Origin of the sequence: Pseudomonas sp. MUP55 (assembly GCF_034043515.1) — a bacterium.
Lineage (GTDB): Bacteria > Pseudomonadota > Gammaproteobacteria > Pseudomonadales > Pseudomonadaceae > Aquipseudomonas.
This window is the reverse complement of record NZ_CP138214.1, coordinates 4,109,728-4,134,945: the sequence shown is the minus strand read 5'-3', so window position 1 is coordinate 4,134,945 and position 25,218 is coordinate 4,109,728. Positions and strand designations below refer to the sequence as shown.

Below are 25,218 nucleotides of genomic sequence, written 5' to 3'. Positions count from 1 at the left end.
GACGCAGGGCAAATGTGGGAGGGGGCTTGCCCCCGATAGCAGAGTGTCAGCCAGCAAATCCTTTTCTGACACACCGCCATCGGGGGCAAGCCCCCTCCCACATTTGATTCCTGTGTTGCTCACATCCGGTTCAGCTGCTACACCTTGTGACTAGTGCCAACGACAAGGAAGCAGTCACATGTCAGTCGAGTCAGAAGTATCCCTGGACGGGAAGAAGTTGACCATTGCGGTCAAGGGCCGTTTCGATTTTGGCAGTCACCAGCCGTTTCGTGATGCCTACGAGCGCTTCTACAAGGTGCCTGAGACGTATGTCGTTGATTTGAAGGAAACCACCTACATGGACAGTTCGGCCCTGGGCATGCTCCTGCTGCTGCGGGACCACGCCGGTGGTGACGATTCCGAAGTCCAGGTGATCAACAGCAATTCGGATGTACGCAAGATCCTCGGTATCTCCAACTTCGACAAACTGTTCGACATCAGTTGAGTACCATGGCCGCCGTTATTGAACCGCTGACGATCCTGATCGCCGAAGACAGCGCCGCCGATCTGCTGTTGCTGACGACCATCGTACGGCGCCAGGGGCACCACGTGCTCACCGCGACCAATGGCGAGCAAGCGGTGGAGGTGTTTGCCCGCGAGCGCCCGCAACTGGTGCTGATGGACGCGCTGATGCCAGTGATGGACGGTTTTTTCGCCGCGCGTTGGATCAAGCAACTGGCCGGGGAAGAACTGGTCCCGGTTATCTTTCTGACTTCCTTGAGCGAAAGCGCCGACCTGGCCGAATGCCTGGATGCCGGTGGCGATGACTTCCTGCCCAAACCCTACAACCCGTTGATCCTGGCCGCCAAGATCAACGCCATGGACCGTCTGCGCCGGCTGCAGGCCACGGTGCTGCAACAGCGCGACCAGATCGCCCGGCATCACGACTACCTGTTGCATGAGCAGCGCGCGGCCAAGGCGGTGTTCGACAAAGTCGCGCATTCGGGCTGCATCAATGCGGCGCCGAATATCCGCTACCTGCAATCGCCCTATGCGCTGTTCAACGGCGACCTGCTGCTGGCCGCCTACACGCCGTCCGGCGACATGCACGTGCTGCTCGGCGATTTCACCGGCCACGGTTTGCCGGCCGCGATCGGTGCGATGCCCCTGGCGGAGGTGTTCTACGGCATGACCGCCAAGGGCTACGGCTTGACCCAGATCCTCAGGGAAATGAACGCCAAGCTCAAGCGCATCCTGCCGGTGGACATGTTCTGCTGCGCGACGCTGTTGTGCCTGAGCCCCCAGCGGCGGGTGGTGGAAGTGTGGAACGGCGGCATGCCCGAGGGGTATGTGCATGCCATTGCGACGGGCAAACGCAGCGCGCTGGTGTCGCGACACTTGCCGCTGGGCGTGCTGTCGGCGCAGGCGTTCGATGACCGTACCGAGGTCTGGCCGATGGCCTTGGGCGACCGGGTGTTTCTGCTGTCCGATGGGGTGCTGGAAACGGCTGACGCCAACGACCAGCTGTTCGGCGCCGAGCGCTTGCGGCAGGTTTTTGCCGCCAACCGTGAGCCCGACCGGCTGTTTGAAGAGATCGAGCAGGCACTGGCGTCCTTCCGTGGGCAGGCCAGGGATGACGTCAGCCTGGTGGAGATTACCTTGCAGGCCGGCCAGCCATTGCCTGCGGCCGAGCCCCTGTATACCGACAGCGGCCAGTCGTGCCCGCTGGACTGGTCGGTGAGTTTCGAATTTCGCGCGCAGACGCTCAAGCGCTACAACCCGTTGCCCTACCTGCTGCAACTGCTGCTGGAAGTCCATGGCCTGCGGGAGCAGAGCGGGGCGCTGTACGGCGTCATGGCGGAGTTGTATTCCAATGCGCTGGAGCATGGCGTGCTGGGCCTGGACTCCCGGATCAAGCGCGATGCCGAAGGCTTTGCGCAGTATTATCAACAGCGCAACGAACGGCTGGCGCAGCTGGATCACGGGTACATCCGCGTGCAGGTACAGGTGGTGCCGACCGAAACGGGCGGCACGATGACATTGCGCATTGACGACAGCGGGCCTGGCTTCGACGTTGAGCACGTGCTTGCGCAGCCGCTGGACATCGACCGTCTGTCCGGTCGCGGCTTGAGCCTGGTGCGTCAACTGAGCAGCGATGTACGCTGGTCCGACGGCGGGCGCAGTGTCTGCGTGGAGTTTTGCTGGAAGGCTCTGGCATAATCCGCCGATTCTTGATCAAGGAGCGAGCAAGTGGCTGAGATTCATCTGGACCCCAATGTGTTGTCGGGCCTGCAAGAGGTGATGGAGGCCGAGTACCCGCGGCTGCTGGAGACTTTCCTGCATGATTGCGAAGAACGCGTCACCGCGCTGCGCAAGGCACGCGATGATGCCAAGGCGCTGGGGCGCATCGCGCATAGCTTCAAGGGCAGCAGTGGCAACCTTGGGGCGGTTCGGTTGGCGCAGTTGTGTGAGCGGCTGGAAGCGGAGTCGGTAGGGGCGCAGGCAGGCCTCGGTGCCCTGGTCGATCAGATTGATCACGAGTTTGCGCTGGTTCGGCCGTTGTATGAGTCCGAGCGTGAGCGCTTCAGTCTCTGAGTCCCGCTGAAGCGTAATGTACCAGCGCTGGCCAACTTGGCCCGACTCTTGCTCTGCCTCTGCATACTGCATCCCCGATCCCCCATGCAGTGGAGACCTTTATCTATGCCAGTCGCCCCCAATTCGCTCCTTCAGGCTGCCCCCGCGGCCAAGCCTCAAGCGCCTGCCGCCACCCCTGCGGTAGCGGCTGCGGACCCACGGGACAAGGGCCCTGGCTTCGCTCAAGTGTTTGCCAACCAAGGCGCCAAGCCGGCGTCGAAAACCAGCGACACCCCCGGCAAGTCGACGCCGACAGCGGGCGACGATAAAGCTGCCGCCAGCACGCCAGCGGTTGCCGATAGCGGCAATCCCTTGCCTGCCACGCCGGCCAAGGCCGATGAAGCGGCCGACGACGCGCCCGCCGACCCGTCCGTGGCGCAACAGCCGCCGGTAGATGCGCCGGTCGACCCCGCGTTGATCGCTGCGGTCACGCCCGCTGCCGTACCGGTAGAAACCCCAGCGCCCGCGGTGGTGGTGGCGGATGACAAGCCTGCGCCGGTCGTCGCCGCCCCCGTCGCAGTGATCGATGAGGCCAAGCAGCCGGCCTTCGACCCTGAAGCCGATCCCCTGGATGCGATGCCCGCCGTGCGTTTGGCGATGGAGCAGGGCGGTCACGTGTCTGCCAGCAGCCAGGCGCCACAGAAAGCCGCGCCAACCACCCCGCAGGATCAGCCGACCGCCGCGCAGAACTTCGCGACGGGCCTGGCTACCCTGGTCGATCAGCAAGCCACCAAGGACAGCACTGACCAGGGCGGCGACAAAGCCTTCGGCGCGCTGATCGATGACGGCCTCAAGGATTTGAAAGACGCCAGCAGCGACACCCGCGTGGATGACTTCGCCAACCGCCTGGCCGCGCTGACTCAGGCCGCCACGCCGAAAACCGCCAACGCCTTGCCGCCGGTGATCAATGCGCCGCTGGCCATGCACCAGAGCGGCTGGACCGAAGAAGTGGTCAACCGCGTCATGTACCTCTCCAGCACCAACCTCAAGTCAGCCGAAATTCAGTTGCAGCCGGCGGAGCTGGGGCGCCTGGACATCAAGGTCAACATGACGCCCGATCAGCAGGCCCAGGTGAATTTCATGAGCGGGCATGCGGTGGTGCGTGAAGCGCTGGAAAGCCAGTCCGGCCGCTTGCGCGAGATGTTCGCTCAGCAGGGCATGGGCCAGGTGGACGTGAATGTGTCCGACCAGTCTCGGGGGCAGGAGCAGCAACAGCAGCAGAACCAGGCGCGGGCCGTGAGTGGCAGCGGCGGTAGGGGCAACGGTGGCGACGTCGCCGACCCTGTCGACGTGGCGGCCGCCGTCGCGCCGGTGGTGAGCAGTGTGATCGGCTCCAGCGCCGTCGACTACTACGCCTGACCCAGCCGATCAGCGATCTGAAATGTGGGAGGGGGCTTGCCCCCGATAGCAGTGTGTCAGTCAACAAATCCTTTGCTGATACACCGCCATCGGGGGCAAGCCCCCTCCCACATTTGATTAATGTTGCCCTGATGCCAGACAACTCTGGCATAACACTTGCTCTTGCCTTTGCGTAGATCTATGAATCCCAGAATAGTGACGGATTATTGGCATGGCGAAGAGCGACGACGCAGCAACTCCCCCCGCAGGCAAAGGCAAGCTCAAGCTGATCCTGCTGATTGTGCTGGGCCTGCTCCTGGCCATTGGCGCCTCGGTAGGCGGCACCTGGTACATCATGCACAGCAGTGCCAGCAAGCCGGCCCCCGCCGCCGAGACCGCCACTAACGTCAAGCAACCGGCAATCTTCGAGCCGATGCTTCCGGCGTTTGTCGCCAACTACAACCAGAACGGTCGCCAACGCTACTTGCAGGTGAGCATCACCTTGCTGGCGCGCAACCAGGCGGACCTGGACGCGCTCAAGGTGCACATGCCGGTAATCCGCAACAACCTGGTCATGCTGTTCTCCGGGCAGAGCTTCGACAGCCTGGCCACGCCCGTGGGCCAGGAAATGCTGCGCCAGAAGGTCACTGCCAGCGTGCAGGAAGTGGCCCAGAAAGAGCTCGGCAAAGTCGTGGTCGAGCAGGCGCTCTTCACTAACTTCGTATTGCAGTAGGACCACGACATGGCCGTGCAAGACCTGCTGTCCCAGGATGAAATCGACGCGCTGTTGCATGGCGTCGACGATGGTCTGGTACAGACCGAAATGGCTGCCGAACCCGGCAGCGTCAAAAGTTACGACCTGACCAGCCAGGATCGCATCGTCCGTGGACGCATGCCGACCCTGGAAATGATCAACGAGCGTTTCGCCCGCTACACCCGCATCAGCATGTTCAACATGCTGCGCCGTTCGGCGGACGTGGCGGTGGGCGGCGTACAAGTGATGAAGTTCGGTGAATACGTGCACTCGCTGTACGTACCCACCAGCCTCAACCTGGTCAAGATCAAGCCGTTGCGCGGCACCGCGCTGTTCATCCTCGACGCCAAGCTGGTGTTCAAACTGGTGGACAACTTCTTCGGCGGCGACGGTCGTCACGCCAAGATCGAAGGCCGTGAATTCACGCCCACCGAACTGCGTGTGGTGCGCATGGTGCTGGAGCAGGCCTTCATCGATTTGAAGGAAGCCTGGCAGGCGATCATGGAAGTCAACTTCGAGTACATCAACTCGGAAGTGAACCCGGCCATGGCCAACATCGTCGGGCCGAGCGAAGCCATTGTGGTGTCGACCTTCCACATCGAACTCGATGGCGGCGGCGGCGACCTGCACGTGACCATGCCGTACTCGATGATCGAGCCGGTGCGCGAGATGCTCGACGCGGGCTTCCAGTCCGACCTCGACGACCAGGACGAACGCTGGGTCAAGGCCCTGCGCGAAGACCTGCTGGACGTCGACGTGCCCCTGAGCGCCACCGTGGCCCGTCGCCAGTTGCGCCTGCGCGACATCCTGCACATGCAGCCGGGGGACGTGATCCCCGTCGAGTTGCCGGAAGAACTGATCATGCGCGCCAACGGTGTGCCGTCGTTCAAGGTCAAGCTCGGTTCCCACAAGGGCAACCTGGCGCTGCAAGTGGTTGAGCCGATCAACCGACGCTGACCCAACCCCGTGATGCATCCCCTATTTCTGATTGTTTGCTGCGCCGAGGACATGTAATGGCTACCGAACACGAAAACACATCCGCCGAAGACCAGGCCCTGGCTGACGAGTGGGCTGCGGCCCTGGAAGAAACCGGCGATGTCGGCCAGGACGACATCGACGCGCTGCTGGCCGCCGACGCCGCCTCTGCGCCGGCCGGCAAGCGCCTGCCGATGGAAGAATTCGGCAGCATGCCGAAAAACAACGACCCGGTGACCCTCGACGGCCCCAACCTGGATGTGATTCTGGACATTCCGGTGTCGATTTCCATGGAAGTGGGCAGCACCGAAATCAACATCCGCAACCTGCTGCAGCTCAACCAGGGTTCGGTGATCGAGCTTGACCGCCTGGCCGGCGAGCCGCTGGATGTGCTGGTCAACGGCACGCTGATCGCCCATGGCGAGGTGGTGGTGGTCAACGAGAAGTTCGGCATTCGCCTGACGGACGTGATCAGCCCGAGCGAACGCATCAAGAAGTTGCGCTGAAATGAAGTATTCAATGGCGGGACTGTTACTGGCGCTGCCATTGAGCGCGCTGGCGGCTGAACCGGTCGCGCAAGCGGCTGCGACTGCCACACCTGCGGTCGGCAGCGTCGGCGGGCAATTGACGCAGCTGATGCTCGGCCTGTTGCTGGTGGTCGGGTTGATTTTCGTGCTGGCCTGGCTGATGCGCCGCGTGCAGCGTATTGGCCCGGGCAACGCCCAGGTCATCGAACTGATCGGCTCGCGCGCCCTGGGCCCGCGTGATCGCCTGGTGCTGGTGCAGGTGGGTGAGGAGCAGATTCTGCTCGGCATCACACCTGGGCGCATCACCCCGTTGCACGTACTCAAGACACCGGTGGACGCGGCCAAGACCGAGGCCGCCACGCCAGAATTCGCTCAGCGCCTGATGGAGTTGCTGGGCAAGGATCAGAAGGATAAGAAGTAATGCGCGTGTTCCTGACGCTCATGCTGTTGCTGGCCGCGCCGATGGCGCTGGGCGCCGACCCGTTGTCGATCCCGGCGATCACCCTGGGCACCAACGCGGCGGGGGCGCAGGAGTATTCGGTCAGCCTGCAGATCCTGTTGATCATGACTGCGCTGAGTTTCATCCCGGCGTTCGTCATGCTGATGACCAGCTTTACGCGGATCATCATTGTGTTCTCGATCCTGCGTCAGGCCCTGGGCCTGCAACAGACGCCCTCGAACCAGATCCTTACCGGGATGGCGTTGTTCCTGACGCTGTTCATCATGGCGCCAGTGTTCGACAAGGTGAACCAGCAAGCTCTGCAACCTTATCTTGCCGAAAAAATGACCGCCCAGGACGCGATCGACAAGGCCCAGGGCCCGATCAAGGATTTCATGCTGTCGCAGACCCGCTCCAGCGACCTTGAACTGTTCATGCGCCTGTCCAAGCGCACCGACATCGCCACGCCCGACCAGGCACCGTTGACCATCCTGGTCCCGGCGTTCGTCACCTCGGAATTGAAGACCGCGTTCCAGATCGGCTTCATGATTTTCATCCCGTTCCTGATCATCGACCTGGTGGTGGCGAGCGTGTTGATGGCGATGGGCATGATGATGCTGTCGCCGCTGATCATCTCGTTGCCGTTCAAGATCATGCTGTTTGTGCTGGTGGACGGCTGGGCGCTGATTATCGGCACCCTGGCCGGCAGTTTCGGAGGGGTATAGCGCCATGACCCCAGAAGTTGCCGTCGACCTGTTCCGTGAAGCGCTGTGGCTGACCACCGTGATGGTCGCCGTGCTGGTGGTGCCGAGCCTGCTGGTCGGCCTGCTGGTGGCGATGTTCCAGGCGGCCACCCAGATCAACGAACAGACCCTGAGCTTCCTGCCGCGTCTGCTGGTGATGCTGGTCACGTTGATCGTCGCCGGCCCGTGGCTGGTGCAAACCTTCATGGAATACATCCTGCAGTTGTACGGCAGTATTCCGCAGTTGATCGGCTGAACCGATGCAATCCTTGCTGGCCTTGACCGACACCCAGATCAGTACCTGGGTGGCCTCGTTCATCCTGCCGCTGTTTCGCGTCACGGCGATGTTGATGGCCATGCCGGTGTTCGGTACCACCCTGGTACCGCGGCGTGTGCGGCTGTATTTCGCGGTGGCGATCACCGTGGTCATCGTGCCGGGGCTGCCGCCGATGCCTGCGGTCAACGCGCTTGACCTCAGTGCGCTGATGCTGATCGCCGAACAGGTGCTGATCGGCGCGATGCTGGGCTTTTCCCTGAGCCTGTTCTTCCAGGCGTTTGTGGTCGCCGGGCAAATCATCTCGGTGCAGATGGGCATGGGCTTTGCGTCCATGGTCGACCCCACCAACGGGGTGTCGGCGGCGGTGATCGGGCAATTCCTGACCATGCTGGTGACCCTGCTGTTCCTGGCCATGAACGGCCATCTGGTGGCGTTCGAGGTGCTGACCGAAAGCTTCACCACCTTGCCAGTGGGCTCGGGGCTGGTGGTCAACCATTTCTGGGAAGTGGTGGGGCGCCTCGGTTGGGTGCTCGGCGCTTCGCTGTTGCTGGTGTTGCCGGCGATCACCGCACTGCTGGTGGTCAACATCGCGTTTGGCGTGATGACCCGCGCGGCGCCGCAACTGAACATCTTCTCGATTGGTTTCCCGTTGACCCTGGTGTTGGGCATGGGGATTTTCTGGATCGGCCTGGCTGACATTCTCAATCAGTATCAACCGCTGGCGACCGACGCCTTGCAGTTCTTACGTGACCTGGCACGGGCGCGCTGAGCCATGGCCGAGAGCGAGAGCGGTCAGGACAAAACAGAAGACCCCACGGAGAAACGTAAAAAAGACTCCAGGGAAAAGGGCGAGATCGCACGCTCCAAAGAGCTCAATACCGTTGCGACCATGATGGCGGGTGCCGGCGCGCTGCTGATTTACGGCGGTGGCCTGGCGCTGGACTTGCTGGAACTGATGAAGCACAACTTCAGTTTGCCCCGCGAGGTGCTGCTCAACCCCGATTCCATGGGGCAATACCTGCTGCACTCGGGCAAGATCGCCATCCTGGCGGTGCAGCCGATTCTGATCACGTTACTGCTGGCCGCGCTGATCGGCCCGGTCGCCCTCGGCGGCTGGCTGTTCGCCGCCGGCAGCATGGCGCCCAAGTTCAGCCGCATGAACCCGGGGGCCGGACTCAAACGCATGTTTTCCACCAAGGCCCTGGTGGAGCTGCTCAAGGCCTTGGCCAAGTTCATCCTGATTCTGGTCGTAGCGTTGACGGTGTTGTCGTCCGACATCGACGATTTGCTGCGCATCGCCCACGAACCGCTGGAGTCGGCGATCATTCACAGCCTGCAGGTGGTGGGCTGGAGCGCGCTGTGGATGTCCGCCGGGCTGATCATCATTGCGGCGGTGGATGCGCCGATCCAGTTGTGGGAAAGCCACAAGAAACTGCTGATGACCAAGCAGGAAGTGCGCGACGAACACAAGGATCAGGAAGGGCGCCCGGAGGTCAAGCAGCGCATCCGTCAACTGCAGCGCGAAATGTCCCAGCGCAAGATGATGGCCTCGGTGCCCGACGCCGATGTGATCATCACCAACCCGACCCACTACGCCGTCGCCCTCAAGTACGACCCGGAGAAGGGCGGCGCGCCGATGCTGCTGGCCAAGGGCAGCGACTTTACCGCGCTGAAAATTCGCGAAATCGCCGTGGCCAACGACATTCTGCTGCTGGAATCGCCGGCGCTGGCACGGTCGATCTTCTATTCCACCGACCTTGACCAGGAAATCCCGGCCGGGCTGTACCTGGCCGTGGCGCAGGTGTTGGCCTACGTCTACCAGATCCGCCAGTACCGAGCGGGCAAGGGCAAGCGGCCGGATCCGCTCAAGGACCTGCCCATTCCGCCGGACCTGCGTCGCGACACTTGAAATGTGCGCTGACCTGTCAACTTTGACAGTAGCCAATATGCCGCCTTCACTGTCTGATAGAGCGATGAGGCGCGCAGCCATGCGCAGCTCGGGAGGCGGTGATGGACAGGGGCACGGTCAAGTGGTGCGATGCGGTCAAGGGCATTGGTTTCAGGGCTCTGGATCGCGACGGCAACCGCGTTTCCATTCAATCGGCAAGCACTGAATGCTGTGACGCCCCAGCACCGCAACCACTGCCCAAACCGCCCAAACCCCGCAAGCGAAAGCAGTCGCCGGAGGCCTGAACCGGCTACCATCAGATCGTTCCCGCGCGCCTGCGTGGGAATGCCTCCCTTGACGCTCTGCGTCAGCCTTGCTCAATCGGGACGCGGAGCGTCCCAGGCGGCATTTCCACGCAGAGCGTGGGAACGATCAGCATCGCAATCGTGCCTGCCGCTTAGCACTCCTGGCAGCGAGCGTCTACCTGTCAACTTTGACAGTAGCCAAGCGGCGCTTATCACGATTTGATTACTCTGTAGACACTGCGCGCATGTAGTAGACGAGATGCAGGGAGAGCGGTATTGAAGGTGATTACGGGGACTGTCAGCGCCTATCTCTGGACCCGGGGAGAGTGGTTGATCCAGCTGGATTACGGAGCAGAAGAGGTGTTTATCAATTGCTATGATTGGTGCTGTACTGAGCTTTGGGTGGGCAAGCGCATGAGCTTCCAATTGGTCCACAGGCCTCAGGGTGTGTATGCGTTACCGATCAAGGCGCGCAACGGTGGTGGCCGTTGAGCATTCTGATCGTTCACACGCTCCGCGTGGGAGATCACCCTACGTGCCGGAAATTTCTCCGAGAGTTCTGACTGCACGCAATCCAATGTGGGAGGGGGCTTGTTCTGGTCAAGTTTTTCCGGACACCGGTTACGGTGATCAAGCCGCCTCCTGCTCCATGGCTATTGGCGACAGGTAGTTGTTGTAGCTGTGGAGCCTGATTCGGTTGTATCGCATGAAAAAGCGGGTCATATCCTGCTTGGCTTCTTCAACTGTCGTATAGCCTTTGGTGGGCACCCACTCTGATTTGAGCGTCCCGAAGAAACGCTCTGTTGGCGCGTTGTCCCAGCACTGCCCCCTGCGGCTCATGCTTTGCGTTATTCCATGCTCCAGCAGCTCGGACTGAAAGAGCTGGCTGGTGTATTGGCAGCCTTGATCTGAATGAAACATCAAGCCTGCATGTTTGCCTCGAACCTCCACCGCCATTCTCAGCGCCCTGCTAACCAGGTTGGCGTCATTGATCAGAGAAAACGCCCAGCCAACGATTCGGCGGGCGAACAGATCAATCACCGCTGCCAAGTGATACCAGCGTTTCCCAACCATCAGGCTGGTAACGTCGCCGCACCAGACCTGATTAATTGCGGTTGGCTCGAAGTTACGCTCGAGCAGGTTCTTGGCCACAAATGCTTCGACGCCTCTAGAGCGATACTGATGGCGGCGACGCTGTTTGCTGGCCAGATTTGCCTCCGCCATGAGCTTTGCAACTAAATACCTTCCCGCCTTGATCTGTTGGGCCTTCAGGCGCTGAGAGATCATCCGTGCGCCTGCACTTTCCCGGCTTTCGACATGCAATTGCACGACTTTTGCTCTAAGCGCGTCACGCTCGGCATTCGGTGCTGAGCGACGCTTAATCCAGTCATAAAACGCGCTGCGAGAAACGCCTAGCGCACTGCAAAGCAGGCTGGTCGGATATGAACTCGACTCCCTCAGTTCCTCGATCAGGAAAAACGATCGGGATCCGACATCAAGAGAGCCGTAGCCTTTTTTAAGATTTCAGCCTCAGTCTCCAGGCGCTTGATCTTGGCTCGTAGCTGTTGAAGCTCTCGCTGTTCGTCGCTGATAGCCTTGGTACCTGCCACTGGCTGCCCTTTGTGACGTTCTTTACGAACCTGATCAACCCAGCGGCGCAGAGCCGTAGGGCCAACGTCCATCGATGCGCAGACGTCGGGAACTGAGCAGTTATCATCAAGAACCATGCTTGCAGCACGTTGCTTGAACTCGTGGGTATAGGTCTTTCGCTGTTGCATTCGGAACCTCCTGATTGGGCGAATCATATCGCCCTTAAGAGGTGTCCGGGATCATTAGGCCAGTTCAGCTTGCCCCCGATAGCGGTGTGTCAGGCCCCGAAATAGGTGGTTGATGCACCGTCATCGGGGGCAAGCCCCCTCCCACATTGGGTCCCGCATGGAGTCGTACGGGTTCCAGAGCAAAGTTGGAAGGCTTCTTGCAATACCGCCTCCAGGACGCTTCTGCGCGTCAAAACTTTGCTTCAAGGACACGAGGAATACCGGTGGTAGATCGCTCTCAAATGCTCAGCACGGCCCGTGGCACCCTGACTGACCTGTCGCGGGGCAATCTGGGTGTGCCATTGTTGTTGCTGGTGATGCTGGCAATGATGATGTTGCCAATGCCGCCGTTCCTGCTCGACGTGTTTTTCACCTTCAACATCGCGCTGTCAGTGGTGGTGCTGCTGGTGTGTGTGTACGCCCTGCGGCCGCTGGATTTCGCGGTGTTCCCCACCATTCTGCTGGTGGCGACCCTGCTGCGCCTGGCGTTGAACGTGGCGTCCACCCGCGTGGTGATGCTGCACGGCCAGGACGGCCACGCCGCCGCCGGTAAGGTGATCCAGGCCTTCGGTGAAGTGGTGATCGGCGGTAACTACGTGGTCGGTATCGTGGTGTTCGCGATCCTGATGATCATCAACTTCGTGGTGGTGACCAAGGGTGCCGGGCGTATCTCCGAGGTGAGCGCGCGCTTTACCCTGGACGCGATGCCCGGTAAGCAGATGGCCATCGACGCCGACCTCAACGCCGGCCTGATCGACCAGAACCAGGCCAAGTCGCGCCGTGCCGAAGTCGCCCAGGAAGCCGAGTTCTACGGCTCCATGGACGGTGCGAGCAAATTCGTGCGCGGTGACGCCATCGCCGGCCTGCTGATTCTGTTCATCAACCTGATCGGCGGCATGGCGGTCGGTATCTTCCAGCACGGCATGACCTTCGGCGATGCGGGCAAGGTGTACGCCTTGCTGACCATCGGTGACGGTTTAGTGGCGCAATTGCCATCACTGTTGTTATCCACAGCCGCAGCCATCATGGTGACCCGTGCGTCGGGCTCCGAAGACATGGGCAAGCAGATCAGCCGCCAAATGTTCGCGTCCCCCAAGGCATTGGCGGTGGCGGCGGGCATCATGGCGATCATGGGCATCGTGCCGGGCATGCCCCACGTCTCGTTTCTGAGCATGGCGGCCATGGCTGGCGGCGGTGCCTACCTGTTCTGGAAAAAGCAGAATGCGGTCAAGGTCCAGGCCCAGCAGGAAATTGCCCGCCAGCAGGAACTGCTGCCGTCCCCGGCCCGCGCCCAGGAAACCAAGGAGCTGGGCTGGGATGACGTGACCCCGATCGACATGATCGGCCTGGAAGTCGGCTACCGCCTGATTCCGCTGGTGGACCGCAACCAGGGCGGCCAGTTGCTCGCGCGGATCAAGGGCGTGCGCAAGAAGCTGTCCCAGGACCTGGGCTTTCTGATGCCCACCGTGCACATTCGCGACAACCTCGACCTGGCCCCCAGCGCCTACCGCCTGACCCTGATGGGGGTGATCCTGGCCGAAGCGGAGATCTACCCGGACCGCGAACTGGCGATCAACCCAGGCCAGGTGTTCGGCACGCTCAACGGCATCACCGCCAAAGATCCGGCTTTTGGCCTGGAAGCGGTGTGGATCGAAGTCAGCCAGCGCAGCCAGGCGCAGTCCCTCGGTTATACCGTGGTCGACGCCAGCACCGTGGTCGCCACCCACCTCAACCAGATTCTCTACAAGCACTCCCACGAACTGATCGGCCACGAGGAAGTCCAGCAATTGATGGGTTTGCTGGCCAAAGCCTCGCCGAAACTGGCCGAAGAACTGGTGCCGGGCGTGCTCTCGCTGTCGCAGTTGCTCAAGGTGTTGCAAGCCTTGCTCGCCGAACAGGTGCCGGTCCGGGACATTCGCAGCATTGCCGAGGCCATCGCCAACAATGCCGCCAAGAGTCAAGATACTGCCGCGCTGGTGGCCGCGGTGCGCGTCGGTTTGTCCCGTGCAATCGTGCAAAGCATTGTAGGCATTGAGTCTGAGCTGCCTGTTATCACCTTGGAGCCAAGGTTGGAACAGATATTGCTCAATAGTATTCAGAAGGCAGGACAAGGCCAGGAAGAGGGCGTTCTGCTGGAGCCAAGCATGGCTGAAAAGCTGCAGCGTTCGTTGATCGAAGCCGCGCAGCGCCAGGAAATGCAGGGCCAGCCAGTGATTCTGCTGGTGGCCGGTCCGGTCCGCGCGATGTTGTCGCGCTTTGGACGCCTGGCAGTACCGAATTTGCACGTGTTGGCTTACCAGGAAATTCCTGACAATAAGCAAGTGACTATCGTCGCGACAGTAGGGCCCAACGGCTGAGGGTAGTGGGTTATGCAAGTGAAGCGTTTTTTCGCCGCCGATATGCGTCAGGCCATGAAGTTGGTCCGCGATGAGCTGGGCGCCGATGCCGCGATTATCGGCAACCGTCGTATTGCCGGCGGTGTCGAGCTGACGGCTGCCCTGGATTACACGCCCCAGGCCCTGGCTCCGCGCGTGCCGAACATGGAGCTGGAGGACGAGCTGCGCAAGACCGCTTCGCGCATCGTCTCGGCCCAGGCCGAACTGAGCATGCGTGGCGACAGCGATGCCACCACCAACCGCCAGCTGTTCGCCGGCTTGCCCCTGACCGCCGCCGAGCCGCTGGTTGAACCTACCTTTGTCGAACCGCCACGTCCCGCCGCGCCAGCCCCGGCCGCCACGGTCGACCAGCGCGTGTTCGATTCGATGCGCTTTGAACTCAACGGCCTGCGCGAGCTGCTCGAAGTGCAGCTCGGCTCGCTGGCCTGGACGCAACTGCAAGGCAGCAAGCCGCAACAAGCCAACCTGTGGCGTCGCCTGCAGCGCATCGGCCTGTCCGGTCCGTTGTCCCGCGACCTGCTGGCGCTGACCGCCGAAGTCCAGGAGCCGCGCCAAGCCTGGCGCATGCTGCTGGCGCATTTGGCGCGGATGATCGCCACCCCGGAAATCGAACCCCTGGAAGAAGGCGGTGTGATCGCCATGGTCGGCCCCGCCGGCATGGGCAAGACCACCACCCTGGCCAAGCTGGCCGCGCGTTATGTGCTCAAGTACGGCGCGTCGAATATCGCGCTGGTGAGCATGGACAGCTACCGCATTGGCGCCCAGGAGCAACTCAAGACCCTGGGCCGCATTCTCAATGTGCCGGTGACCCACGTCGACCCGGGCCAGTCCCTGGCCAATGCCCTCGATCCGCTGCTGCGCAAGCGCGTGGTGTTGATCGATACCGCCGGCCTGCAAGCCAGCGACCCGGCCCTGCGCATGCAGCTCGAAAGCCTGGCCGGACGCGGCATCAAGTCAAAAAATTACCTGGTGCTCGCAACCACCAGCCAGAAACAGGTTCTTACCGCTGCCTATCACAGTTACAAGCGCTGTGGCCTGGCCGGTTGCATCCTGACTAAACTGGATGAAACCGCCAGCCTGGGCGAAGTGTTGAGCCTGGCAATCAGTCATGAACTGCCGGTCGCCTACCTGACCGACGGGCCGCGGATCCCGGATGATTTGCATCTGCCGCGCCGTCATCAGTTGGTCAGCCGTGCTGTCAGTGTGCAAATGCAAGACGAGCCTAGCGAGGAAGCGATGGCCGACATGTTCGCCGACCTTTACCACAACCCGGCAAAGCGGGTGGGGTGAGGCAGGATGAACACCGTGAAATGTACCTACATCGATGGCCTGCAAGCGATACACGCGGCCAACCCCTGTAGCCTGCGTCTAAGCAAGACAAGGTAAAGAAATAAAATGGGCAGCATGCATCCCGTACAGGTGATCGCGGTGACCGGCGGCAAAGGTGGCGTCGGCAAAACTAACGTGTCAGTGAATTTGTCCCTGGCCCTGGCAGAGCTTGGCCGTCGCGTCATGCTGCTGGATGCTGATCTGGGCCTGGCGAACGTGGACGTTCTGCTGGGGCTGACACCCAAACACACCCTCGCCGATGTGATCGAAGGTCGCTGTGAGCTGCGCGATGTGCTGCTCCAGGGCCCCGGTGGCATCCGCATCGTGCCGGCCGCCTCGGGCACCCAGAGCATGGTGCACCTGAGCCCGGCGCAGCATGCCGGCCTGATCCAGGCTTTCAGCGATATCGGCGACAACCTCGACGTGCTGGTGATCGACACCGCCGCCGGGATCGGCGAGTCGGTGGTCAGCTTTGTGCGCGCCGCCCAGGAAGTGCTGCTGGTGGTCTGCGACGAACCCACCTCGATCACCGACGCCTACGCCCTGATCAAACTGCTTAACCGTGACTACGGCATGAACCGCTTCCGCGTGCTGGCCAACATGGCCCAGAGCCCGCAGGAAGGCCGCAACCTGTTTGCCAAGTTGACCAAGGTCACGGATCGCTTCCTCGACGTCGCCTTACAATACGTCGGTGCGGTGCCCTACGACGAGTGTGTGCGCAAGGCCGTGCAGAAGCAGCGTGCGGTCTATGAAGCGTTCCCCCGTTCGAAGTGCGCACTGGCGTTCAAGGCCATTGCCCAGAAGGTCGATACCTGGCCGTTGCCTGCCAACCCTCGGGGGCATCTGGAGTTTTTCGTCGAGCGATTGGTACATCAGACGAGCGCAGGACCGGTGCTATGACAGCGAACGGCTACAACGCCTACAAGAAGTCCGCCCGTGACACTCAGGGCGAATTGATCGAGCGCTATGCGCCGTTGGTCAAGCGTATTGCCTATCACCTGTTGGCTCGTCTGCCCGCCAGCGTGCAGGTGGAAGACCTGATCCAGGCCGGCATGATCGGCCTGCTCGAAGTGTCGACCAAATACGATGCGAGCAAAGGCGCGAGTTTCGAGACGTATGCGGGTATTCGTATCCGTGGTGCGATGCTCGATGAGGTGCGTAAAGGGGATTGGGCGCCGCGTTCGGTACACCGCAATACGCGAATGGTCAGTGACGCAATTCGCGCAATTGAAGCAAAAACCGGTCGTGACGCTAAAGATCATGAAGTTGCGGCCGAACTCCAATTGAGTCTCGATGATTATTACGGGATTTTGAACGATACCTTGGGCAGCCGCCTGTTCAGTTTCGACGACCTGTTGCAGGACGGCGAACACGAAGGGCTGCACGAGGACGGCGCGAGCGCGCATATGGAACCGTCGCGCGATCTGGAAGATGAACGCTTCCAGGGGGCGCTGGCGGAGGCCATTGCCAATTTGCCGGAGCGCGAGCGCCTGGTGTTGGCGCTGTACTACGACGAAGAGCTGAACCTCAAGGAAATCGGTGAGGTCCTGGGGGTCAGCGAATCGCGTGTCAGCCAGTTGCATAGCCAGTGCGCGGCCCGCTTGCGGGGGCGGTTGGGAGAGTGGCGCGCGCGCTGACAGGCAGTGTGGGGACACTGCAGACGCTACCGCGGGGGTATGAGCCTTCGCGGTTTCGTTGCGTGGTGCCCTGGGCAGTCCTTTTTGTGTAACGCCTGTTGAATGAAGTGGCGCGTCCAGGTGCTGGGCGCGTTTAAGACTGCTTGGAGGTCGAATTGGACAAGAACATGAAAATCCTCATCGTTGATGACTTCTCAACGATGCGGCGGATCATAAAAAACCTGTTGCGTGACCTTGGGTTCACAAACACGGTCGAGGCGGACGATGGCATTACCGCCATTCCGATCCTCAACAGCGGCAGCATCGACTTTCTGGTAACCGACTGGAACATGCCGGGCATGACCGGTATCGACTTGCTGCGCCACGTGCGTGCCGATGAAAAACTGCGCAGCCTGCCGGTGTTGATGGTGACCGCCGAAGCCAAGCGTGAACAGATCATTGAAGCCGCCCAGGCCGGGGTCAACGGTTACGTGGTCAAGCCATTCACAGCATTGGCCTTGAAAGAGAAGATCGAAAAAATCTTCGAACGCATCCACGGCTAAAGCCATCGCGGGGGAGCTATGGAGAATAACGAAACGTCACAGGGCGATTTTGAGTCGACCCTGAAGAAACATGCTCACCAGTTGGTCGACAGCCTTGAAAAGGGCCAGTTCGGTGATGCGGTGCAGTTGATCCATGAGCTTAACCAGACCCGTGACCGCGGCCTGTACCAGGAAGTGGGCAAGCTCACGCGTGAGCTGCACAGCGCGATCGTCAATTTCCAGATTGACCCGCGCATGCCCCAGGCCGAAGAAATTTCGCAGATCACCGATGCCACCGAACGCCTGTCCTATGTGGTCAGGCTGACCGAGGCGGCGGCCAACCGCACCATGGACCTGGTGGAGAACGCCACGCCTCTGGTCAACGGCATGGCCACTGAAGCCCAGGCCCTGAGCGCTGACTGGGGCCGCTTCATGCGCCGTGAAGTGGGGGCTGAAGAGTTCCGTGAGCTGGCCCGCCGGGTTGACGGTTTTCTGTCGCGCAGCGAACAGGAAAACCGCACGGTGGCCAGCAACCTCAACGACATTCTGCTCGCCCAGGATTACCAGGACCTCACCGGTCAAGTGATCAAGCGTGTGACCCAACTGGTCACCGAAGTGGAAAGCAACCTGCTCAAACTGGTGCTCATGGCCGGCCAGGTCGACCGTTTTGCCGGCATCGAACATGACCGCGAAGCGATCCTCTCGGAAAAAGATCCACAAAAACATCTCGCCAAGGGTGAAGGTCCGCAGATTCATGCCGATAAACGTGAAGACGTCGTATCCGGTCAAGATGACGTAGACGATTTGCTGTCCAGTTTAGGCTTCTAAGGAGCACCCACATGAGCTTCGGCGCCGATGAAGAAATCCTTCAGGATTTCCTTGTAGAGGCCGGCGAAATTTTAGAGCAACTGTCCGAACAACTGGTCGAGCTGGAAAGCCGTCCGGATGATGCGAACCTGCTCAATGCAATTTTTCGCGGTTTTCACACTGTAAAAGGGGGCGCCGGCTTCCTCCAGCTCCATGAGCTGGTGGAGTGCTGCCACATCGCCGAGAACGTCTTCGACATCCTGCGCAAGGGTGAGCGTCAGGTCGACTCGGAATTGATGGACGTGATTCTCGAAGCACTCGATGCGGTCAACGGCATGTTCAGCCAGGTGCGTGAACGTGCACCGGTCACCGCCGCCACCCCGGAACTGCTGGCCGCCCTGGCGCGCCTGGCCGAACCGGCGGCCGAAGCACCGGCCGCGCAAGCCGAGCCTGAGCCTGTGGTAGAAGCCGAGCCGGACGTGACCGACAGCGAGTTCGAACAGCTGCTCGATTCGCTCAATGCGGTCAAGGCTCAAGCTGAGGCCCCGGCTCCGGCTGCAGCCGCGCCTGTTGCCGCGCCGACCAGCGAAGACATTACCGACGCGGAATTCGAATCCCTGCTCGATCAGTTGCATGGCAAGGGCCAGTTCGCGGCTGACGCCGTGGCTCCGGCCGCTGCACCGCCGGCGCCAGCCGCCAGCGCCAGCACCGATATCACCGACGACGAATTCGAGGCGCTGCTCGACCAGCTGCATGGCAAAGGCACGTTCGTCGCCGATGCCCTGCCGAACGTTGCGGCCACCGCAGCCGCTCCAGCTGCCAAGTCTGAACCGGCCGCTGACGGACTGATCTCCGACAACGAGTTCGAAGCCTTGCTGGACGAGCTGCACGGCAAAGGCAAGTTCACCGAAGTGGCCCCTGCCGCCGCCGCGGCGGTGGCTACGCCAGCACCGGTCGCCGCCAAAGCCGCGGCTCCGGCCGCCGCGCCCGCCCCGGCGCGTGCCGCCGCTGCGCCGGTTGCCGACAAGCCTGCCAGTGAAGCCGAAACCACCGTGCGCGTGGACACTGCGCGCCTGGACGACATCATGAACATGGTCGGCGAACTGGTACTGGTGCGTAACCGCCTGGTGCGCCTGGGCCTGAACAGTGGCGACGAGGCCATGCAGAAGGCCGTGTCGAACCTGGACGTGGTCACCGCGGACCTGCAGACCGCCGTGATGAAAACGCGCATGCAGCCGATCAAGAAGGTCTTCGGCCGTTTCCCGCGCCTGGTGCGCGACCTGGCGCGTCAGCTCAAGAAAGAAATCAATCTGGAACTGGTTGGCGAAGAAACCGACCTCGACAAGAACCTCGTCGAGGCCCTGGCCGACCCGCTGGTCCACTTGGTGCGCAACGCCGTCGACCATGGCGTGGAAACCCCGGAAGAACGCGAAGCCTCCGGCAAGTCACGCGGTGGCAAGGTGATCCTGGCGGCCGAGCAAGAGGGCGACCACATCCTGCTGTCGATCACCGATGACGGCAAAGGCATGGACCCGACCATCTTGCGCAATATCGCGGTCAAGCGCGGCGTGATGGACAAGGACGCCGCCGACCGTCTCACCGACACCGAGTGCTACAACCTGATCTTCGCCCCCGGCTTCTCGACCAAGACCGAGATTTCCGACGTGTCCGGCCGTGGCGTCGGCATGGACGTGGTGAAGACCAAGATCAGCCAGCTCAACGGCTCGATCAACATCTACTCCACCAAGGGCCAGGGTTCGAAGATCGTCATCAAGGTGCCGTTGACCCTGGCGATCATGCCGACCCTGATGGTGATGCTGGGCAACCAGGCCTTCGCTTTCCCGCTGGTCAACGTCAACGAGATTTTCCACCTCGACCTGTCGCGCACCAATGTGGTGGACGGCCAGGAAGTGGTGATCGTGCGCGACAAGGCCTTGCCGCTGTTCTACCTCAAGCGCTGGCTGGTGGCATCGGCCAAGCATGAAGAGCAGCGCGAAGGCCATGTGGTGATTCTGTCGGTGGGCACCCAGCGCATCGGCTTTGTGGTCGACCAACTGGTGGGCCAGGAAGAAGTGGTCATCAAGCCGCTGGGCAAAATGCTGCAGGGAACCCCGGGCATGTCGGGCGCCACCATCACCGGTGACGGCCGCATCGCGCTGATTCTTGATGTTCCGAGCATGCTCAAGCGTTACGCCGCACGGCGTATTTGATTCTGGCGGGGCAGGGCAGTAATGCCCGCCCCGTCTAACGGAGTGTTTATGGCAGTCAAGGTCCTGGTGGTGGACGATTCGGGTTTCTTCCGCCGCCGCGTCTCGGAGATTCTTTCCGCCGATCCAACGATCCAGGTAGTCGGCACGGCCACCAACGGCAAAGAGGCGATTGATCAAGCCATTGCGTTGAAGCCGGACGTGATCACCATGGACTACGAAATGCCGATGATGGATGGCATCACGGCCGTGCGTCATATCATGCAGCGCTGCCCCACACCGGTGTTGATGTTCTCCTCGCTGACTCACGAAGGCGCCCGGGTCACCCTGGACGCGCTGGACGCCGGCGCGGTGGATTTTTTGCCGAAGAATTTCGAAGACATCTCGCGCAACCCCGAGAAGGTCAAGCAGATGCTGTGCGAGAAGGTGCACAGCATTTCGCGCAGTAACCGCCGCAGCCTGTTCAGCGCACCCGCGCCGACATCCGCACCTGCACCCACGCCCGCCGCTGCGCCGACCTCGTCGTTCAGCCGTCCGGCACCCGCACCTGCGCCCGTCGCTCGGCCTGCACCGGCTGCGCCGACCCGCGCGGCTGCCCCGAGCGCCCACTCGCCCGCGCCCAAGCGCAAGGCCTACAAGCTGGTGGCAATCGGTACGTCCACCGGTGGGCCGGTGGCCTTGCAGCGTGTACTGACCCAACTGCCGGCCAACTTCCCGGCGCCGATCGTGCTGGTGCAACACATGCCCGCCGCCTTCACCAAGGCTTTCGCCGAGCGCCTGGACAAGCTGTGCCGCATCAGCGTCAAGGAAGCCGAGGACGGCGACATCCTGCGCCCTGGCCTGGCGCTGCTGGCTCCGGGTGGCAAGCAGATGATGGTGGACGGGCGTGGCGCGATCAAAATCCTGCCGGGTGACGAGCGTCTCAACTACAAGCCGTGCGTGGACATCACCTTCGGTTCGGCGGCCAAATCCTACGGCGACAAAGTTCTGGCGGTGGTGCTCACCGGCATGGGCGCCGACGGCCGTGAAGGCGCGCGCCTGCTCAAGCAGGGCGGCAGCGCCGTCTGGGCCCAGGACGAGGCCAGTTGCGTGATCTACGGCATGCCCATGGCCATCGTCAAGGCTGACCTGGCCGATGCGGTCTACAGCCTGGACGACATTGGCAAGCATCTGGTGGAGGCCTGTCTCTGATGGATGTGTTGAGCCTGATCGGCATCACCCTGGCATTTGTCGCCATCATCGGTGGCAACTACCTCGAAGGCGGCCACCTGGGCGCCCTGGCCAACGGCCCGGCGGCGCTGATCGTGATCGGTGGCACCGTGGGCGCGGCCTTGTTGCAGTCGCCGATGAGTTCGTTCAAGCGCGCCATGCAGATTCTGGTCTGGATCATTTTTCCGCCACGGGTCGACTTGCCAGGTGGCATCGACCGTGTGGTCAACTGGAGTCTGACTGCGCGCAAGGAAGGCTTGCTGGGCCTGGAAGGCGTGGCCGATGCCGAGCCCGACAGCTACGCCCGCAAGGGCTTGCAGCTGCTGGTGGACGGTGCCGAGCCGGAGGCGATTCGCAGCATCCTTGAGGTGGATTTCTACACCCAGGAAAGCCGTGATATCAACGCCGCCAAAGTGTTTGAAAGCATGGGCGGCTACGCGCCGACCATTGGCATCATCGGTGCGGTGATGGGCCTGATCCACGTGATGGGCAACCTGGCCGACCCTTCGCAACTGGGCAGCGGCATTGCCGTGGCGTTTGTCGCCACCATCTACGGTGTGGCGAGCGCCAACCTGGTGTTGCTGCCGGTGGCGAGCAAGCTCAAGTCGATTGCCATGCGCCAATCCCGTTACCGCGAAATGCTGCTCGAAGGCCTGCTGTCGATTGCCGAGGGCGAAAACCCGCGCTCCATCGAACTGAAGCTCCAGGGCTTCATGGATTGATGGGAATGGGCATGTGGCGAGCGAGCTTGCTCGCGCTGGGCTGCGAAGCAGCCCCACTCCAGGCAGCACGGTCATTCAGACAGGTCGCAGCGTCTGAGGTCAGGGCCGCTTCGCGCCCCAGCGCGAGCAAGCTCGCTCGCCACAATGAAGTGTTCGCTGTTGGTCAGAGAGGGAAGTGCCTGTGAGCCGTCGCCGTCGCGAGCCTGAAGAACACGTCAACCATGAACGCTGGCTGGTGTCCTACGCGGACTTCATCACCTTGCTGTTTGCGTTTTTCGTGGTGATGTACTCGATCTCGTCGGTCAACGAAGGCAAGTACAAGATCATTTCCCAGGCGTTGGTGGGGGTGTTCAACGATACCGAGCGCGCGCTCAAGCCGATCCCCATTGGCGAAGAGCGCCCCAAGACCGTGACCCCGGCCAAGCCGCTGGTCAACGACAGCGATGAAACCGCTGCCGGCGTCGGTGGCACCAGCGACCCGCTCAAAAGCATCGCCGACGATATCAGCGCTGCGTTTGGCGACCTGATCCGTTCCAACCAGATGACCGTGCGTGGCAATGAGTTGTGGGTGGAGATCGAGCTTAACTCCAGCCTGTTGTTCGCCAGCGCCGATGCGCTGCCCAGCGACCAGGCGTTCACCATCATCGACAAGGTGGCGGCGATTCTCAAACCGTTTGAGAACCCTGTTCATGTCGAAGGCTTTACCGACAATTTTCCGATCGCCACCGCGCAGTACCCGACCAACTGGGAACTGTCCTCGGCCCGGGCGTCAAGCATCGTGCGCATGCTCGCGATGCAGGGCGTGAACCCCCAGCGCCTGGCGTCGGTGGGCTATGGTGAGTTCCAGCCGGTGGCCAATAACGCCACGGTCGAAGGCCGTGCGCGCAACCGGCGGGTGGTGCTGGTGGTGTCGCGCAACCTGGATGTACGCCGCAGCCTGACCGGCACCGGCACGGCGAATGCAACACCGGATGCGGCGTTGAGGCGCGCTGGCACACAAACTGCACCGGCCCCTGCAAAGCCGTCGGTGCGGGCAAGCTCCGTCAATTCTCCGTCACCGGCTCAATAACCTATGCAATGTCTCGGTCGCGTTTGTGCCCACCGGGAGGAATCAACCGAATGAGAGTCTGGGCAGTAGCCAATCAAAAAGGTGGAGTCGGCAAGACCACCACGTCCATCGCTTTAGCCGGCTTGCTGGCCGAGGCGGGCAAGCGCGTGGTTGTGGTCGACCTGGATCCCCACGGCTCCATGACCAGCTATTTCGGCTACGACCCGGATGCGCTGGAACACAGTTGCTACGACCTGTTTCTGCATCAGGGCAGCGTGCCGAGCGATTTGCCTGGGCAACTGTTGCTGCCCACCAGCAATGACAGCATTTCGCTGTTGCCGTCCAGCACCGCGCTGGCCACCCTGGAGCGCCAGTCGCCGGGCCAGAGCGGCCTGGGCCTGGTGATCGCCAAGACCCTGGCGCAACTGTGGCAGGACTTCGACTACGCGATCATCGACAGCCCGCCCTTGCTGGGCGTGCTGATGGTCAACGCCTTGGCGGCCAGCCAGCAGTTGGTGATCCCGGTACAGACCGAGCACCTGGCCGTCAAAGGCCTGGAGCGCATGGTCAGCACCCTGGCGATGATCAACCGTTCGCGCAAGCAGGCGCTGCCGTTCAGCATCGTGCCGACCTTGTTCGACCGCCGTACCCAGGCGTCCCTCGGCACCTTGCGCGTACTGCGCGATGCCTACCCGGACACCATCTGGAATGGCTACATCCCGGTGGACACGCGCCTGCGTGACGCCAGCCGCGCCGGGCTCACACCGTCGCAATTCGACGGCAAGAGCCGCGGAGTGCTGGCGTATCGGGCATTGCTCAAACACCTGCTGTCCCAGCAGATCATGGCGCAGGTGGCGTGATGAACCGTCCCCTGGAATTCAAGACCCGGCCGCAACTGGCACTGGAATCCTACCTGGATGCCTTGCTGCAGGATGCGACAGCCGAAGAGTTGCCGGAACCGGTCCTGCTGCTGGAGCCTATCGTCGAGCCCGAGACCGCGCTGGATGAGTTCCAGCTGGCGGTGCTCGAAGAGCAGGCGCGCGATGCGCACATTGAGGCGGCGCCCGTTGTGGTGCCGATCACGCCTGACATCGTGGTGCCGGTGGTGGTCGAGCCGATCGTGCAAGTGCACCTGCCGCCCGGCATCACGCCGCCGCCGGTGAGCGGCGATGGTCGCCCGTCGTGGGCCGCCGAGCCGTTCGAGTGCCTGTTGTTCGACGTCGCCGGGTTGACCCTGGCGGTGCCGCTGGTATGCCTGGGTTCGATCTATTCCCTGGAAGGCCAGGAGTTGACGCCGCTGTTCGGGCAACCGGAGTGGTTCCTCGGCATCCTGCCCAGCCAGGCTGGCAACCTCAAGGTGCTGGACACTGCGCGCTGGGTGATGCCCGACCGCTACCGCGACGACTTCCGCCAGGGCCTGCAGTACGTTATTTCCGTGCAGGGCTACGAGTGGGGGCTGGCGGTGCATCAGGTCAGCCGCTCGTTGCGCCTGGACCCGAACGAAATCAAATGGCGCAGCCAGCGCGGCCAACGGCCGTGGCTGGCGGGCACCGTGATTGAACACATGTGCGCATTGCTCGACGTCGCCGAGCTGGCCGAGTTGATCGCCAGTGGCGCAGTCAAGACGATGGCGCAAAACAAACGCAGTTGATTGAACAATAAAGGT

Annotated in this window: 26 protein-coding genes; 24 read left to right on the top strand and 2 right to left on the bottom strand. The window is 61.9% G+C overall.

Annotated elements, in window-relative coordinates; all coding sequences use genetic code 11:
• The first annotated feature begins 178 nt into the window (after window positions 1–178).
• The 12 genes from SC318_RS18545 to flhB all read left to right on the top strand — a co-directional run bounded on the left by SC318_RS18545 (window position 179) and on the right by flhB (window position 9,575).
• Window positions 179–484, top strand: a complete 306-nt coding sequence (locus SC318_RS18545) for an STAS domain-containing protein (RefSeq protein ID WP_320427969.1) — start codon at window positions 179–181, stop codon at window positions 482–484.
• A complete protein-coding gene (locus SC318_RS18540; RefSeq protein ID WP_320427968.1) occupies window positions 481–2,199 on the top strand; it encodes an ATP-binding SpoIIE family protein phosphatase in 1,719 nt (572 codons plus the stop codon). Before SC318_RS18545 ends, SC318_RS18540 begins: the two co-directional genes overlap by 4 nt.
• A 30-nt stretch (window positions 2,200–2,229) precedes the next feature.
• Window positions 2,230–2,574, top strand: a complete 345-nt coding sequence (locus tag SC318_RS18535) for an Hpt domain-containing protein (protein ID WP_320427967.1) — start codon at window positions 2,230–2,232, stop codon at window positions 2,572–2,574.
• 105 nt (window positions 2,575–2,679) lie between these two features.
• Window positions 2,680–3,972 (top strand): flagellar hook-length control protein FliK, encoded by a 1,293-nt coding sequence (locus tag SC318_RS18530; RefSeq protein WP_320427966.1) that lies wholly within the window; start codon window positions 2,680–2,682, stop codon window positions 3,970–3,972.
• A gap of 211 nt (window positions 3,973–4,183) precedes the next feature.
• Window positions 4,184–4,684, top strand: a complete 501-nt coding sequence (gene fliL / locus SC318_RS18525; RefSeq protein WP_124387578.1) for a flagellar basal body-associated protein FliL — start codon at window positions 4,184–4,186, stop codon at window positions 4,682–4,684.
• A gap of 9 nt (window positions 4,685–4,693) precedes the next feature.
• Complete coding sequence (gene fliM, locus SC318_RS18520) at window positions 4,694–5,662, top strand: flagellar motor switch protein FliM (RefSeq protein WP_105523143.1); 969 nt, start codon at window positions 4,694–4,696, stop codon at window positions 5,660–5,662.
• Window positions 5,663–5,718: 56 nt separating this feature from the next.
• Window positions 5,719–6,186, top strand: a complete 468-nt coding sequence (gene fliN / locus SC318_RS18515) for a flagellar motor switch protein FliN (RefSeq protein WP_320427965.1) — start codon at window positions 5,719–5,721, stop codon at window positions 6,184–6,186.
• A gap of 1 nt (window position 6,187) precedes the next feature.
• Window positions 6,188–6,628 carry a flagellar biosynthetic protein FliO gene (gene fliO / locus SC318_RS18510; RefSeq protein ID WP_320427964.1) on the top strand — a complete coding sequence of 147 codons (441 nt, stop codon included), beginning with the start codon at window positions 6,188–6,190 and terminating at the stop codon, window positions 6,626–6,628.
• The gene (gene fliP / locus SC318_RS18505) at window positions 6,628–7,371 is read left to right on the top strand and encodes a flagellar type III secretion system pore protein FliP (protein WP_124363771.1); all 744 of its coding nucleotides are present in this window, start codon (window positions 6,628–6,630) and stop codon (window positions 7,369–7,371) included. The genes fliO and fliP overlap by 1 nt, the downstream gene beginning before the upstream one ends.
• Window positions 7,372–7,375: 4 nt before the next feature.
• Window positions 7,376–7,645 carry a flagellar biosynthesis protein FliQ gene (gene fliQ / locus SC318_RS18500; RefSeq protein WP_010208761.1) on the top strand — a complete coding sequence of 90 codons (270 nt, stop codon included), beginning with the start codon at window positions 7,376–7,378 and terminating at the stop codon, window positions 7,643–7,645.
• 4 nt (window positions 7,646–7,649) lie between these two features.
• Complete coding sequence (gene fliR / locus SC318_RS18495) at window positions 7,650–8,435, top strand: flagellar biosynthetic protein FliR (RefSeq protein WP_320427963.1); 786 nt, start codon at window positions 7,650–7,652, stop codon at window positions 8,433–8,435.
• Between the two features lie 3 nt (window positions 8,436–8,438).
• The gene (gene flhB / locus SC318_RS18490; protein ID WP_320427962.1) at window positions 8,439–9,575 is read left to right on the top strand and encodes a flagellar biosynthesis protein FlhB; all 1,137 of its coding nucleotides are present in this window, start codon (window positions 8,439–8,441) and stop codon (window positions 9,573–9,575) included.
• Between the two features lie 914 nt (window positions 9,576–10,489).
• Here the strand turns inward: flhB and SC318_RS18485 are convergent.
• A complete protein-coding gene (locus tag SC318_RS18485; protein ID WP_320431180.1) occupies window positions 10,490–11,320 on the bottom strand; it encodes an IS3 family transposase in 831 nt (276 codons plus the stop codon).
• Between the two features lie 8 nt (window positions 11,321–11,328).
• The gene (locus SC318_RS18480) at window positions 11,329–11,637 is read right to left on the bottom strand and encodes a transposase (RefSeq protein WP_320427350.1); all 309 of its coding nucleotides are present in this window, start codon (window positions 11,635–11,637) and stop codon (window positions 11,329–11,331) included.
• A gap of 281 nt (window positions 11,638–11,918) precedes the next feature.
• Here SC318_RS18480 and flhA point away from each other — a divergent pair, with 281 nt between their 5' ends.
• The 12 genes from flhA to SC318_RS18420 all read left to right on the top strand — a co-directional run bounded on the left by flhA (window position 11,919) and on the right by SC318_RS18420 (window position 25,203).
• Window positions 11,919–14,033, top strand: a complete 2,115-nt coding sequence (gene flhA, locus SC318_RS18475; protein ID WP_320431259.1) for a flagellar biosynthesis protein FlhA — start codon at window positions 11,919–11,921, stop codon at window positions 14,031–14,033.
• A 12-nt stretch (window positions 14,034–14,045) separates the two neighbouring features.
• Window positions 14,046–15,362 carry a flagellar biosynthesis GTPase FlhF gene (gene flhF / locus SC318_RS18470; RefSeq protein WP_320427961.1) on the top strand — a complete coding sequence of 439 codons (1,317 nt, stop codon included), beginning with the start codon at window positions 14,046–14,048 and terminating at the stop codon, window positions 15,360–15,362.
• A 105-nt stretch (window positions 15,363–15,467) separates the two neighbouring features.
• The gene (gene fleN / locus SC318_RS18465) at window positions 15,468–16,301 is read left to right on the top strand and encodes a flagellar synthesis regulator FleN (RefSeq protein ID WP_003192912.1); all 834 of its coding nucleotides are present in this window, start codon (window positions 15,468–15,470) and stop codon (window positions 16,299–16,301) included.
• Window positions 16,298–17,038: an RNA polymerase sigma factor FliA gene (gene fliA, locus SC318_RS18460; RefSeq protein ID WP_320427960.1), complete on the top strand. Its 741-nt coding sequence runs from the start codon at window positions 16,298–16,300 to the stop codon at window positions 17,036–17,038. The genes fleN and fliA overlap by 4 nt, the downstream gene beginning before the upstream one ends.
• 167 nt (window positions 17,039–17,205) lie before the next feature.
• Window positions 17,206–17,580: a chemotaxis response regulator CheY gene (locus SC318_RS18455; RefSeq protein ID WP_015885173.1), complete on the top strand. Its 375-nt coding sequence runs from the start codon at window positions 17,206–17,208 to the stop codon at window positions 17,578–17,580.
• Between the two features lie 18 nt (window positions 17,581–17,598).
• On the top strand, window positions 17,599–18,387 hold the full coding sequence (locus SC318_RS18450) for a protein phosphatase CheZ (protein ID WP_320427959.1): 789 nt from the start codon (window positions 17,599–17,601) through the stop codon (window positions 18,385–18,387).
• Window positions 18,388–18,398: 11 nt separating this feature from the next.
• Window positions 18,399–20,576 (top strand): chemotaxis protein CheA, encoded by a 2,178-nt coding sequence (locus SC318_RS18445; RefSeq protein ID WP_320427958.1) that lies wholly within the window; start codon window positions 18,399–18,401, stop codon window positions 20,574–20,576.
• Between the two features lie 48 nt (window positions 20,577–20,624).
• The gene (locus SC318_RS18440; protein ID WP_320427957.1) at window positions 20,625–21,764 is read left to right on the top strand and encodes a protein-glutamate methylesterase/protein-glutamine glutaminase; all 1,140 of its coding nucleotides are present in this window, start codon (window positions 20,625–20,627) and stop codon (window positions 21,762–21,764) included.
• Window positions 21,764–22,504, top strand: a complete 741-nt coding sequence (locus SC318_RS18435) for a flagellar motor protein (protein ID WP_306493983.1) — start codon at window positions 21,764–21,766, stop codon at window positions 22,502–22,504. The genes SC318_RS18440 and SC318_RS18435 overlap by 1 nt, the downstream gene beginning before the upstream one ends.
• A 181-nt stretch (window positions 22,505–22,685) precedes the next feature.
• Window positions 22,686–23,573, top strand: coding sequence for a flagellar motor protein MotD (motD, locus tag SC318_RS18430; RefSeq protein WP_306493982.1), 888 nt, complete (start codon window positions 22,686–22,688; stop codon window positions 23,571–23,573).
• A gap of 50 nt (window positions 23,574–23,623) precedes the next feature.
• Window positions 23,624–24,412: a ParA family protein gene (locus SC318_RS18425; protein ID WP_320427956.1), complete on the top strand. Its 789-nt coding sequence runs from the start codon at window positions 23,624–23,626 to the stop codon at window positions 24,410–24,412.
• Window positions 24,412–25,203 carry a CheW domain-containing protein gene (locus SC318_RS18420; RefSeq protein WP_320427955.1) on the top strand — a complete coding sequence of 264 codons (792 nt, stop codon included), beginning with the start codon at window positions 24,412–24,414 and terminating at the stop codon, window positions 25,201–25,203. Before SC318_RS18425 ends, SC318_RS18420 begins: the two co-directional genes overlap by 1 nt.
• The last annotated feature ends 15 nt before the right edge of the window (window positions 25,204–25,218 follow it).